Source organism: Leptolyngbya sp. AN10 (assembly GCF_050565645.1).
Lineage (GTDB): Bacteria > Cyanobacteriota > Cyanobacteriia > Leptolyngbyales > Leptolyngbyaceae > Leptolyngbya.
In genome coordinates, this window is sequence record NZ_JBNXVP010000053.1 from 13,421 (window position 1) to 25,798 (window position 12,378).

Consider the following 12,378-nt stretch of genomic DNA (forward strand, 5'->3'; position numbering starts at 1 on the left):
ATGTCTCAATCCTTCAAGAAATTCGGCTTATTAGGTAGTCTGTATGTTGCTCAGTACATCCCGATCGCTTTCTTCTATCAAGCCTTACCAACGTTTCTAAGGCAACAAGGTGCATCTCTAGAAGTCATTGGCATGATTGGATTTCTTGCTGTTCCCTGGATGCTAAAGTTTCTCTGGTCGCCTTATATCGATCGCATTCGTTTTCGTTGGGGGCACTATCGGATTTGGATTCTCTTGTTCCAGAGCTTGCTAATTTTGAACCTGATCCTTTGTGCATTTCTGAACTTGCAACAGCAACTCCCTGTAATGCTATTTTGTATGTTGCTGATTTGCTTTTTTGCAGCGAGTCAAGACATTGCGACTGATGCGCTTGCGATCGGGCTACTGAATCAAAATGAGCGAGGCATCGGGAACGGAATTCAGTCAGGCGGAAATTTTCTGGGTTCAATCATTGGAGGAGGGATTCTTTTAATTTTGCTCGATCGCTTGGGGTGGACAGTGAGCATCTTGCTTCTAGCAGGGTTTATGCTGCTTTCATTGATTCCAATCATGTTTCATCGAGAAGTCTTACTGCCTTTACCCGCCCAACTGCCGGGATTTAGTACATTGATTCAGTTTTTCCGTTGTTCTGGTCATTGGCAGTGGCTCTTATTGTTATCGCTCTACATGACAGGCGGAAGTATGGCAAGTGGAATGATTCGCCCGTTGATGGTCGATCGCGGATTTTCGCTCAGTGATATTGGTTGGATTTTAGGAGTAGTCAGCTTCAGTGCTGGACTGGTTGGATCGTTGATTGCAGGATGGCTGATCACGCGATGGGGCTATAAGCGATCGCTGATTGTGTTTGGTCTGATTTCAACGATTGCGATCGCAACTTATTTCCCGATCGCACTGGGTTCATCAGAGCAGATCTTAGTTTATGGCTCTAATATTTTGGTTGCGATCGCGGGAGGAATGACATTTACAGCAACGTTAGCCATGATGATGAACTATAGTCGTCTGGAAACGGCTGGAACAGATTATACGATCCAAGTCTCCGTCGTTTACTTCAGTGGCATTCTTGCGATGGTTCTTGGCGGATTTTTGGCACAATCCTGTGGGTATGCTGCCATGTTCTCAATTAGTATCGGCTTGACTTTGATCAGCATCATCTTGATTGCAAGAGGGATTTTGAAATATCCAGCATTAAGCGAACTATCTAACCAAGATGCTTGCACGATCGAGAACTAAGGAGATTTATCGAAAACAAATTACCCGATGTCTTCAGCTTCGCTCAGTCAGCTAGAGATCGCGCCCTGAGCGAAGCCGAAGGGCAGTCTTTCAAGCGGTAAGCTCTTTCGTAGAAATCTCCTAAACCAGTTTAGATCAGTGACAGAAACGGCAAGCTGACAATTCCCAAAGCTACGCACGTCCAGATACAAAAGTCTTCTAGATTAAAATTACTCCAGGCATTCACCATCTGAGCCATTGAACCGAATAGCACAACAATCAAAACCTGAATCAGAATGACATTCGCTAGTAGTGCTGTCATCGATCGTCTCCCGCAATTCATACTGTTGGTTTTATTGTTAAGATCGCTTCGTTTCCTCTGCTTTGTGGACTGTCTTCGGATTGAAAATAGTCTATCGGCAGGGAGAATCAGTACACTCTCGATCGAGTTCTCATCATGCAGCGAAGATTTGTCAGAGTTCTGGAATTGAGTTTAATTGTGCTATTCATTGCAGGCACGATCTGGTTTGTAAATCGGGTGGGGATCGATCAAATTCGTGCCAACATTGCTCAGTATGGGATCTGGTCGCCACTCATTGTTCTGCTGCTGAGATTGAGTAGTATTGTCATCCCAGTGCTGCCTGGAACTGCTTACGCTGTGCTATCGGGCGCAGTTTTTGGGTTTGGACAAGGATTGCTGGTGATTGCGATCGCTGATTTTCTCGCGTGTAGTGCAAACTTTTGGGTTGCTCGGCGTTATGGTCGTGGCACAGTTCAAAGAATGGTAGGAGAGCGATTTATGGCAAGGCTCGATCGCTGGAGCCAGAAATACCTTGAAAGCAATTTCTTTCTGCTGACTGGCGCATTGATGTCTGGCTTTTTTGACTACATTTGCTATGCAGTCGGGCTGAGTCGAATGTCAGGAAAGCGGTTTTTAAGTGCTTTGGGGTTGAGTATTGCGATCGCAAAACCTCCTGTCGTTGCCGCAGGTGCAGGGCTGCTTCAGGGAGATCGATTGCTGATTGGGGCTTCTTTGGTTGGCGTGTTTGGACTTGCGATCGTGTCCGCTTGGATGCGACGGAAGGATGCTCAGAGCGAATAGCTACAATTGTATGGGTATCGAACGGCTGGCTTTTTGTTGACAGGAATTCTCACTAGGCTTTATGCTACAGCAATCCTTGCTCTGAAATTGTCATCGATCGCTATGGCTATCACAATCACAGAACAAACCTTGATTGAGCTATTCGATGCCACGAAGGTCGAATGGCTTGATCCGTCTGACCATAGAGATGAAACTCGATCTCAGCCGCAAGAAATTGGGCAGGGTTATTTTCGCACGATTGAATTACGGGAAGGCTTGACGCTGGAGATTGTAAAATTTCAACTGCTGGATCGCCTCATCATTCATCATGGCGAAAGACCTGCTTGGCTCGAATTTCATTTCCGCAACTCAGTCATAACCTGCTCAACACTGCCACGAACTACTTTTCCTGTCGCATACTCTGTTTTTGCTTGAGCAATATTAGCTGCAATTTCTGCCCGTCGCCGCTCCGCCAAACGCCGCTGCACAATTTGAATCAGCGATTCCTGCTCCTCAAATGATAGCGCATCTATTTCACTTAGAGTCTGCTCAAACTTAGAACTCTGACTCATAACGACCTCACAACTAACCATGCGTGAATTCATTATAAGACGTATTCAAAGATTAAATTAAGCAGAAAAAAGATGGTAGAACAGAATTTTTACCGCTCACCATCCATGAAAAACTTGTTCCATTATATCCAGACTTCTCCGCATCGCAGTCGCTTACTTTTGGGCATTGAATATGAACAACTGTCGCCATTAATTACGTATCTCCAACAGTTAGAAGCAGACTACATTGCCCAACACAATGCCCGCAAGATTCGACTCAATGCGCCTGGAGCAGGTCGTCCAACCGCATTGAGTGCCGAAACCGAGATTTTGTTGTGCTTATACTACTTGCGACACTATCCAACGTTTGAGATTTTAGGCTTAACGTTTGAGGTGAGTGCCAGCCAAGCTCATGCGGTGACGCATTATTGGGTGCAGTTTTTGCGCCAAGCCTTACCCGCAAGTCTGGTGGAGGAATCTGAGGATTGTGAGGCAGCCTGGTCAGTCGTCACAGAACTGCTCGTGGACTGGGAGTTGATTGTTGATAGCACCGAGCAGGTGCGTCAACGCCCCAACTCGGATTCAGAAGCAACACTACTCCGACAAAAAGAAGCAAACAACCTACAAACAATCGGTGATTGGCTTGCCCGATGGCAGCGATATTGTCGATGTCACCGTTGTGCAGACCCTGAGTGCGCGTCCCTTGGCAGAAATCGTGGTGTGTTTAGGAGATGGACATGATGGCATTTGGAACCTGCATGAAGCGGTTGTGCCGATGCCAGAACAACGCATTGAGAGTCTGGATTGGTACCATCTGAAAGAAAACTTGTACAAGCTATCGAGTGCTGAAGTAGACCGAGAGCAGATTGAAGCGGACTTATGGCGGGGGGATGTCGTTGCATGTACCCAAAGTACTCGCACAACGCTGTGCTCTAAGTACAGGACAAAAGATTTAGAACTTGTTGGCATTGCTGGTTTCGATTGTGTAAGTTCAGAAGAATCCGCCGAAGGAAGTCAAACCTAGGCAGTGCTGGATCATCTTCTGCAACTAGAATTCGCATTCTGCCACCTCAACAGCGATCGCTTTCTGATGCTACGAATGCGCGTGCAAGTCATGTGCGGGTCTTCGATTTTCTAAGTCCCTAGTTGCGCCAACAATCGTCGAATCTCATAGAGCGGTAGTGCAATTACAGCCAACGCTTGTGCCTGAATGTGTAGAATTGCTTCCGGTTTTGCCCCTTTTTTTTCAACTTCATCAGTTCTTTAGAGTTTAGGAGTAGGGTTTGATTATTGTCATTATTGTGTTCGGCTGTAAGTACTATGACTACAATTTTGCAGCGTCAAGTTGGACTGCGCGATCGCTGGGAGCAGTTTTGTAATTGGGTGACGAGTACGGAAAATCGGCTTTATATCGGTTGGTTTGGGGTTTTGATGATTCCATTGCTGTCCATTTCTGCGATCGTGTTTACGATCGCGTTTATCGCCGCGCCACCTGTGGATATTGATGGCATTCGAGAACCGATCGCGGGATCGCTTTTGTACGGTAACAATCTGATTACGGCGGCTGTCGTTCCGTCTTCTAATGCGATCGGGCTGCATTTTTACCCGATCTGGGAAGCTGCCAGCATGGATGAGTGGCTGTACAATGGCGGTCCTTATCAGATGATTGCAGCACATTATATTCCAGCTTTGTGCTGTTATATGGGGCGGGAATGGGAGTTGAGCTATCGATTGGGAATGCGTCCTTGGATTGCAGTGGCGTATTCGGCTCCGTTAGCTGCAACTGCTTCAGTGTTCTTGATTTATCCGATCGGACAAGGTAGCTTTTCGGATGGTTTACCGATGGGCATCAGTGGCACGTTTAATTTCATGTTTGTGTTTCAGGCAGAACATAACATTTTGATGCACCCGTTGCATATGTTGGGGGTTGCAGGTGTGTTTGGGGGTTCGCTCTTTTGCGCCATGCACGGGAGTTTGGTGACTTCTAGCTTAGTTCGAGAGACGACAGAGATTGAGTCTCAGAACTATGGTTATCGGTTTGGACAGGAAGGAGAAACTTACAACATTGTGGCAGCACATGGTTATTTTGGGCGATTGATTTTTCAGTACGCCAGCTTTACGAATAGTCGATCGCTGCATTTCTTTCTTGCTGCATTTCCCGTGATTTGTATTTGGTGTACGGCTTTGGGAATTAGCACCATGGCGTTTAATCTCAATGGTTTTAACTTCAATCATTCGGTGCTGGATTCTCAAGGAAAAGTGGTGAATACTTGGGCGGATTTGATCAATCGCGCCAATCTGGGATTTGAAGTGATGCACGAGCGGAATGCTCATAATTTTCCGTTAGATTTGGCGATGGGAGAACCGTTTGAAGTCACTGTTCTGGAAGCACCTTCGATTAGCTGAAGATGACTCGAATCGAGGCTTGATGTGATAGTATCAAGCCTTATTTTTTGATCGGTCGATCAGTCCCGATGGTCTTCATCAGTTCTTCAGCTTTTTCATCTATCTTTTTAACATCGGCAACAGCGCTACTCACGCCTAATCCCCATGATGTTGCAGAACCTCTTGGGTCATGGGGAGTTTTTCTTAAAACACTTTGGAGAACAGTATGAGCCTTGTGACAGAGTTGATTCTGAATGCGGATAGTGAATCTCGCTATCCTGCACCCAAAGAGTTACGCATCTTTCAAGACTTTCTCAAATCGGGAGAGCAACGGATTCGGATTGCATCGGTGTTAGCTCAAAATGAACAGAACATTGTGCAAACCGCGAGTGCTAAGTTCTGGGAGCGGTGTCCGGTTACCCCAAGTAACAGCGGCAATCCTCGCAAGACCGCATCTTGTCAACGTGATCAAGGCTGGTATGTGCGATTGGTGGCTTATTGTATTTTGGCGGGCAGTGAACAACCTCTGGTTGAGATTGGAACTCTGGGCATCAAGGAAATGTATACCTCGCTGGAAATTCCACTGCGGAACATTGTCGAATGTATGAAATGCGTGAAAGAAGAATCGATCGCTGTTCTTGAGCCTGAAGATGCGATCGAGGTTGCGCCTTACTTTGACTACATCATTCGGGCTTTATCTTAGGAGTTCATCATGCAAGATGCAATTACAGCATTGATCAATACATCTGATGTGCAAGGTCGGTATCTCGATGATTCTGGACTGGAACGGCTGAGTGCTTATTTTCGCAGTGGTGAACTGAGAGCGCGATCGGCGTTGGCAGTCAGCGCGAATGCAAGTACGTTGGTGACTCAGGCGGTGGCAAAATCGCTGATGTATACCGATATCACGGCTCCGGGTGGCAATATGTATACTTGTCGTCGCTATGCCGCTTGTATTCGCGATTTGGACTATTTCCTGCGCTATGCGACCTATGCAATGTTAGCGGGAGATACGTCGATTCTGGATGAGCGCATTCTCAACGGACTGCGGGAAACTTACAATTCTTTGGGTGTACCGATTAGTGCAACCATTCGAGCCGTACACTCTCTTAAAGAAGTCACTGCTGATTTAGTTGGGTCTGAAGCAGGGAAAGAGATGGGACGGTACTTTGATCATATCTGTGCTGGGTTGAGTTAACTCACAAAGAGCATTCGCTTGGAAGGTTTGAATGCGGATGCTCTTTTCTAAGAGGTTAGAAGGATTATGAGCATTGTGACACAATCGATCGCGGCAGCCGATCGAGAAGCCCGTTATCTAAGTTTGGGTGAGCTACAAGCAATCAAAGATTTCTTTGAAACTGGACAGTATCGACTGCAAATCGCAATGATTTTGACTGAGAAGGAATCGTACATCGTGGATCACGCGAGTTTGCGCTTTTGGGAACGGTGTCGAGTGACTCCTAGTAATAGTGGAATTCCCAGGTTTCGAGCTTCGTGTATGCGCGATCAGGCTTGGTATTTGCGATTAGTGACTTATGCGATCGTGGCTGATGATGTTGAGCCGATTCGCACCATTGGAACGAAAGGCGCAAGAACAATGTATGACTCTCTGGGTGTTCCGATCCAGAACGTTGTGGAATGTATGCGCTGTCTCAAGGAAGTTTCACTGAGTTTACTGTCGATCGAGGATCGTCAAACCATTGCGCCTTACTTTGATTATCTGATTCAAGGACTGCAACTTTAGGAGGAAGAACAATGACGGTTCATGTTGGTAGTGGTAGCCCAGTTGTTCGATCTCAACAGTATCAAACGCTTCCAATTCGGCTGATTGCGAATGCAGAACAGCACGATCGCGCTTTATCTCAGACAGAACTGAAAGAACTGTTAATGTTCTTCCAATCAGGACTAAAGCGATCGCAGATTGCAGCCACGATCGCGCAACATTCAACGGAAATCGTAACCGCTGGAGCAGAGCGAATCTTTTTTGGGGGAAGTGCGATCGCGTATCTCGATCCACCTGCAAATCGCGAGCATCTTCCCGGATATGCTCCTTTCCCAAAGCCTGTAGACGTTCGCCCTAAAGAGCGGCTGAAAGTTCAAACTGGGATTCGATCGAACTATCTCAAAGAAGCTTTGCGGTTTGTTCAGGTTCAGCTTACAGAAAATCGAGAACCTTTACCCGATGGGTTTCGACCGATTCCGATTTGGCGGTATGGCGAAGTGCGAATGCGGCGATCGATGCGCGATTTGGGTTGGTTTTTGAGATATGTAGTTTATGCGATCGTGGCAGGGGATTCGAGCATTGTTACTGTGAATGTTCGAGGGTTGCGCGGTGTCATTCCTGAAGATGTCACAGAAGCGACGGTAGTTGCAATTCAGGATATGAAGTGGAAAGCTCTAAGCTACTTCAAAGCTGATTCAGAAGCACAGGAATTGATTCAGCAAGAGTTTGATCAATTAGTTGCAGAGTATGTTGTTCAAAAGCCGACTGTTCGAGTTCGTCAAGGTGTTTCTAATGAGCAGCAGGGTTTACAACTTCCAGAAAGCTATGCGCTTTCAGCAACGACTCGACAGAAGTTTGTAATGAAGCCGAATCTATCGGTAACTGAGCAAAACAATGTGGTGAAAGCTGCATATCGCCAAGTTTTTGAACGAGATATCACTCGCGAATATGGAGTTACACTGTCAGATCTGGAATCGCGCTGGAAAGAAGGACAGCTTTCAACCAAAGAGCTTGTTCGGCAGTTGGGCAAGTCGCGATTATATCGAAAGTTGTTCTATGAACCGTTTACGATTAGCCGGATTGTTGAACTATCAGTGAGACATTTTTTAGGGCGGGGAATTTACTCGATCGAGGAATTCCAGACTCACTTTGAAACGATTACAGAAAAAGGATTTCCAGCGTTAATCGATTCATTGATTGATTCGACTGAGTATGCAGATTACTTTGGAGAAGAAACTGTTCCTTACCTCCGGGGATTGGGACAAGAGGCGCAAGAATGCCGCAACTGGGGCGCACAGCACGAGCTATTCAAGTTTAGTGCTTCGACTCATAAAGCTCCACAGTTCATCACAATGTTTGGACACTATCAACACCCATTACCGAATCAGCATCCGTATGGCGTTGGACATGATCTGCTAGAAACACAATTCGGAGCAGTCTTTCCAAAGCCAGAATGGAAGCATCTTGGACAAGTTGGAGAATTTAGCCCAAATCATCGTCGAATTCTCATTGAAACTAACAACAAATCAGAACATTGGGCAAAGATTCCAGGTGCAAATTATTTGAAAGTTCTGAAGCTGAATCCGATCGTACATTCTCAAGAAAATCTAAACGGTAGCATCGCTGTGAATGCTGTGATTGAAGGAGTCTATCAACAGCTTTTTGGGCGGCAAATTTATGTAGAACAGCGATCGCAGATTGCAGAAGCAAAACTGAAGAGCGGCGAAATCACAGTTAAAGAACTCGTTCGCCAGGTAGCAAAATCGAGAGTATTTCGTCAAATTTATTGGGAAGAATTGTATGTAACAAAAGCGATCGAAGCAATTCATCGTAGGATTTTGGGTCGCCCAACTCAAACCCGACAGGAGATTGCACAATACTATGACATCTGTGCGCGTCACGGCTTTTATGCACTAATTGATCAATTGATTGATAGTCGCGAATACGCTCAAGCCTTTGGACAAGATACTGTTCCTTACGAGCGATCGATTACACCGCAAGGCTATCAAATGCGCGTTCAAGGACGAGCAGGAAGCTTGCCCCAATTGCATGAATCGGCAGGAAATCCCGTGAATGGTAGCCGTGTCGCGGATAGGACTTGGATCAAAGCGATCGTGCAGCAGCATTCGAGCAATGGAAAAGTTGAGCATCAACATTCATTAGAGCTACCGACTTTACCTGAAGTGGAGATTCAACCCGAAAGCGTGGAGGTTTGAGAAATGCTAGGAAACAAAGCTTACATTGTTCTAGCTCGCGAAGTTCGCAATACCTATTTGGTTAAGTTTCCGAATCTGGGAGATTTTTTGAACGATCGTATTTCGGTCAGTTGGTTTGGTGGCGTTCACATCATCACGCGAGGAAAACCTGAATGAGCGTCGTGACTCAAGTGATTCAAGCCGCAGATGAAGAACTGCGATATCCTTACCCCAACGAAATTCGGATGATTCAAAATTTCTGCAAAACTGGAGAAAAACGCATCCGAATTGCAACACTTTTAGCTAAAAACGAACAACGCTTAGTGCAATTAGGCTGCCAACGATTTTGGCAACGCTGCCCTAGAACACCGAGCAATAGCGGCAATCCTCGTAAAACAGCATCGTGTCAGCGCGATCAGGGTTGGTATATTCGTCTGGTTGCTTATTGTGTGTTAGCAGGGAGTGAGCAACCAATGGCAGAGATCGGAACGATCGGCATGAAAGAAATGTATCGATCGCTGGGAATCCCGATCGCGAATTGGGTCGAAGCCGTGAAATGTCTCAAAGAAGAAGCGATCGTGCTGCTCGGAGAAGATGCCCCCGAAGTGACCCCATACTTTGATCACATCATTCAAGTGCTGTCCTATCCAGGTGCGCCGTACTTCATGCACAACGGAACTGTATCTTATTGAGGTAAAGCAATGACTCTCGTTTTAGAGCGTCCCTCAAATTGGGGGGATTACTTTCGCAGTTTAGATGATTGGTTAAAACGCGATCGCTTTGTGTTTATCGGTTGGTCAGGTTTGTTACTGTTTCCCTGTGCGTACTTAGCTTTGGGGGGCTGGTTTACCGGAACAACATTTGTATCTTCGTGGTATACCCATGGTTTAGCAAGTTCTTATCTAGAAGGCTGTAACTTTCTAACCGCCGCAGTTTCAACTCCCGCTGATAGTTTAGGTCACTCATTGTTATTGCTTTGGGGACCTGAAGCACAAGGCGATATGACTCGCTGGATTCAATTAGGCGGACTCTGGAACTTTGTCGCGTTTCATGGTGCGTTTGGATTGATTGGATTTTGCTTGCGACAAATGGAAATTGCGCGATTGGTGGGACTTAGACCGTATAACGCGATCGCATTTTCAGCCCCGATCGCGGTCTTTGTTGCAACCTTTCTGATTTATCCGCTCGGTCAATCCAGTTGGTTCTTTGGACCTAGCTTTGGAGTTGCAGCAATTTTTCGATTTCTATTGTTCGTTCAAGGCTTTCACAACTACACCTTAAATCCATTTCACATGATGGGTGTTGCAGGTGTGTTAGGGGGTGCATTGCTATGTGCAATTCATGGTGCAACGGTTGAGAATACCTTGTTTCGAGATGGTTCAGGCTACAACACATTTGGCTCATTCTCTGCGACTCAGCAAGAAGAAACTTACTCGTTTTTAACAGCAAATCGATTCTGGTCGCAGATCTTCGGAGTTGCATTCTCGAACAAGCGATGGCTGCATTTCTTTATGTTGTTTGTGCCTGTTACCGGACTCTGGATGAGTGCGATCGGGATGGCAGGATTAGCTTTTAACCTTCGGGCTTACGATTTTATTTCTCAAGAGCTTCGAGCGGCTGAAGACCCTGAATTTGAAACGTTTTACACCAAGAACATTCTGCTAAACGAAGGTTTACGAGCTTGGATGGCTGAGGTGGATCAACCGCATGAACATTTTGTGTTTCCCGATGAAGTCCTGCCGCGTGGCAATGCTCTATAAATTTGGAGGAGAACTGTGACGACATTCTTCGATCGACAAACAATCACAACTCGAAAAACCCCAACCGAAACGGTCATTACTTCTGCCCGTGAAGGACGAGATGAAGCTTCAACCGGATATGCTTGGTGGGCGGGAAATGCCCGGTTTATCAATCTTTCCGGTAGGTTCCTTGGCGCTCATGTGGCTCATGCGGGTCTGGTAGCATTTTGGGCGGGTGGAATGCTGCTGTTTGAAGTTGCACACTTTGATATCAATCGCCCAATGTACGAGCAAGGCACAATTCTGATGCCACACGTTGCAACATTAGGAATTGGAGTGGGGCAAGGCGGACAAGTCACCGACATCTTTCCGTTTTTCGCGATCGCAGTGGCTCACTTAATTGGCTCTGCGGTACTCGGAATCGGAGGCATCTATCACGCGATCAAAGGTCCTGCAAAGCTACCAGGTTTCTTTGATTTCGATTGGAACGACAAAGATAAGATCACAACAATCTTAGGGATTAACTTAATCTTCTTAGGATTGGGTGCATTCTTGTTAGTCGGAAAAGCAATGCTCTGGGGCGGTATCTATGATACTTGGCTGCCTGGAGGTGGAGATGTTCGATTGGTGACAAATCCGACTTTGAACCCGCTGAAAATCTTTGGCTATTTAACGCGATCGCCTTATGGAGAAGCAGGCTGGATTGTTGGTGTTAATAACCTAGAAGACATCATTGGCGGGCATATCTATGTGGGTGCGCTGTTAATTCTTGGAGGAATTTGGCATATTGTAACAACTCCATTTAAATGGACGCATGGAGTTTTTACTTGGACAGGTGAAACTTATCTTGCACAAAGCTTGGGGAACATCTGTGGACAAGCTTTTATTGCAACGGCGTTCATTTGGTTTAACAATACGGCTTATCCCAGTGAGTTTTATGGACCGACGATCGCAGAAGCTTCTAATGCTCAAGCGCTAAACTTCTTGGTGCGGGATCAGAACTTAGGAGCAAGTGTTGTTTCTGCTCAAGGTCCAACGGGATTAGGGAAATATCTTCAGCGATCGCCTTCTGGAGAGATTATCTTTGGTGGGGAAGCGATGCGGTTCTGGGATGTTCGCGCTCCTTGGTTAGAACCTTTACGCGGCACGAATGGGCTAGATGTCGATAAGCTGAAGCATGATATTCAACCGTGGCAAATCCGAAAAGCTTCCAAGTATATGACTCATGCACCTGTGGGGTCGCTCAATTCAGTGGGTGGACTTTCGACCGAGTTGAATTCATTTAACTTTGTCGGTCCTCGTGCATGGTTAGCTTCAGCACACTTTGTGTTTGCGTTTCTGTTTCTAGTTGGGCATCTCTGGCACGCAGGACGAGCGCGGGCGGCAGTTGCAGGATTTGAGCGGGGACTCGATCGTGCAACTGAACCTGTGAAGTCAATGCCCTATCTCGATTAAGTTGTTCGTCGTGTGGTTTCGTGGGATGGATAGTAAACCC

Annotated in this window: 15 protein-coding genes; 13 read left to right on the plus strand and 2 right to left on the minus strand. The window is 46.3% G+C overall.

Annotated features, from left to right (window positions below; all coding sequences use genetic code 11):
- A complete protein-coding gene (locus tag ACQ4M5_RS37100; RefSeq protein ID WP_430680813.1) occupies positions 1 to 1,230 on the plus strand; it encodes an MFS transporter in 1,230 nt (409 codons plus the stop codon).
- Between the two features lie 130 nt (positions 1,231 to 1,360).
- Here ACQ4M5_RS37100 and ACQ4M5_RS37105 read toward each other — a convergent pair whose 3' ends face one another.
- Complete coding sequence (locus tag ACQ4M5_RS37105) at positions 1,361 to 1,531, minus strand: hypothetical protein (RefSeq protein WP_430680814.1); 171 nt, start codon at positions 1,529 to 1,531, stop codon at positions 1,361 to 1,363.
- Positions 1,532 to 1,666: 135 nt separating this feature from the next.
- On the opposite strand from ACQ4M5_RS37105, the gene ACQ4M5_RS37110 reads away from it, so the two are divergent.
- Positions 1,667 to 2,311, plus strand: coding sequence for a TVP38/TMEM64 family protein (locus ACQ4M5_RS37110; RefSeq protein ID WP_430680815.1), 645 nt, complete (start codon positions 1,667 to 1,669; stop codon positions 2,309 to 2,311).
- A 335-nt stretch (positions 2,312 to 2,646) separates the two neighbouring features.
- Here the strand turns inward: ACQ4M5_RS37110 and ACQ4M5_RS37115 are convergent, their stop codons facing one another.
- A complete protein-coding gene (locus tag ACQ4M5_RS37115) occupies positions 2,647 to 2,862 on the minus strand; it encodes a hypothetical protein (protein WP_430680816.1) in 216 nt (71 codons plus the stop codon).
- Between the two features lie 72 nt (positions 2,863 to 2,934).
- Between ACQ4M5_RS37115 and ACQ4M5_RS37120 the strand changes: the two genes are divergently transcribed.
- The 11 genes from ACQ4M5_RS37120 to psbC all read left to right on the plus strand — a co-directional run bounded on the left by ACQ4M5_RS37120 (position 2,935) and on the right by psbC (position 12,338).
- Positions 2,935 to 3,582 (plus strand): helix-turn-helix domain-containing protein, encoded by a 648-nt coding sequence (locus ACQ4M5_RS37120; protein ID WP_430680817.1) that lies wholly within the window; start codon positions 2,935 to 2,937, stop codon positions 3,580 to 3,582.
- Positions 3,545 to 3,865 (plus strand): hypothetical protein, encoded by a 321-nt coding sequence (locus ACQ4M5_RS37125; RefSeq protein WP_430680818.1) that lies wholly within the window; start codon positions 3,545 to 3,547, stop codon positions 3,863 to 3,865. The genes ACQ4M5_RS37120 and ACQ4M5_RS37125 overlap by 38 nt, the downstream gene beginning before the upstream one ends.
- A gap of 296 nt (positions 3,866 to 4,161) precedes the next feature.
- Positions 4,162 to 5,247, plus strand: a complete 1,086-nt coding sequence (gene psbA, locus ACQ4M5_RS37130) for a photosystem II q(b) protein (RefSeq protein ID WP_430680819.1) — start codon at positions 4,162 to 4,164, stop codon at positions 5,245 to 5,247.
- 205 nt (positions 5,248 to 5,452) lie between these two features.
- Entirely contained in the window at positions 5,453 to 5,929 is a 477-nt protein-coding gene (gene apcD / locus ACQ4M5_RS37135; RefSeq protein ID WP_430680820.1) for an allophycocyanin subunit alpha-B, read from the plus strand.
- Positions 5,930 to 5,938: 9 nt separating this feature from the next.
- Positions 5,939 to 6,424: an allophycocyanin subunit beta gene (locus ACQ4M5_RS37140; protein ID WP_430680821.1), complete on the plus strand. Its 486-nt coding sequence runs from the start codon at positions 5,939 to 5,941 to the stop codon at positions 6,422 to 6,424.
- A 66-nt stretch (positions 6,425 to 6,490) separates the two neighbouring features.
- Positions 6,491 to 6,970, plus strand: a complete 480-nt coding sequence (gene apcD / locus ACQ4M5_RS37145; RefSeq protein WP_430680822.1) for an allophycocyanin subunit alpha-B — start codon at positions 6,491 to 6,493, stop codon at positions 6,968 to 6,970.
- 11 nt (positions 6,971 to 6,981) lie between these two features.
- The gene (locus tag ACQ4M5_RS37150; protein WP_430680823.1) at positions 6,982 to 9,165 is read left to right on the plus strand and encodes a phycobilisome rod-core linker polypeptide; all 2,184 of its coding nucleotides are present in this window, start codon (positions 6,982 to 6,984) and stop codon (positions 9,163 to 9,165) included.
- A gap of 3 nt (positions 9,166 to 9,168) precedes the next feature.
- Positions 9,169 to 9,321 carry a hypothetical protein gene (locus ACQ4M5_RS37155; protein WP_430680824.1) on the plus strand — a complete coding sequence of 51 codons (153 nt, stop codon included), beginning with the start codon at positions 9,169 to 9,171 and terminating at the stop codon, positions 9,319 to 9,321.
- Positions 9,318 to 9,836, plus strand: a complete 519-nt coding sequence (apcD, locus tag ACQ4M5_RS37160) for an allophycocyanin subunit alpha-B (RefSeq protein WP_430680825.1) — start codon at positions 9,318 to 9,320, stop codon at positions 9,834 to 9,836. The genes ACQ4M5_RS37155 and apcD (ACQ4M5_RS37160) overlap by 4 nt, the downstream gene beginning before the upstream one ends.
- A gap of 9 nt (positions 9,837 to 9,845) precedes the next feature.
- Complete coding sequence (psbD, locus tag ACQ4M5_RS37165; protein WP_430680826.1) at positions 9,846 to 10,904, plus strand: photosystem II D2 protein (photosystem q(a) protein); 1,059 nt, start codon at positions 9,846 to 9,848, stop codon at positions 10,902 to 10,904.
- Positions 10,905 to 10,919: 15 nt separating this feature from the next.
- Entirely contained in the window at positions 10,920 to 12,338 is a 1,419-nt protein-coding gene (gene psbC, locus ACQ4M5_RS37170; RefSeq protein WP_430680827.1) for a photosystem II reaction center protein CP43, read from the plus strand.
- Positions 12,339 to 12,378 lie beyond the last annotated feature (40 nt).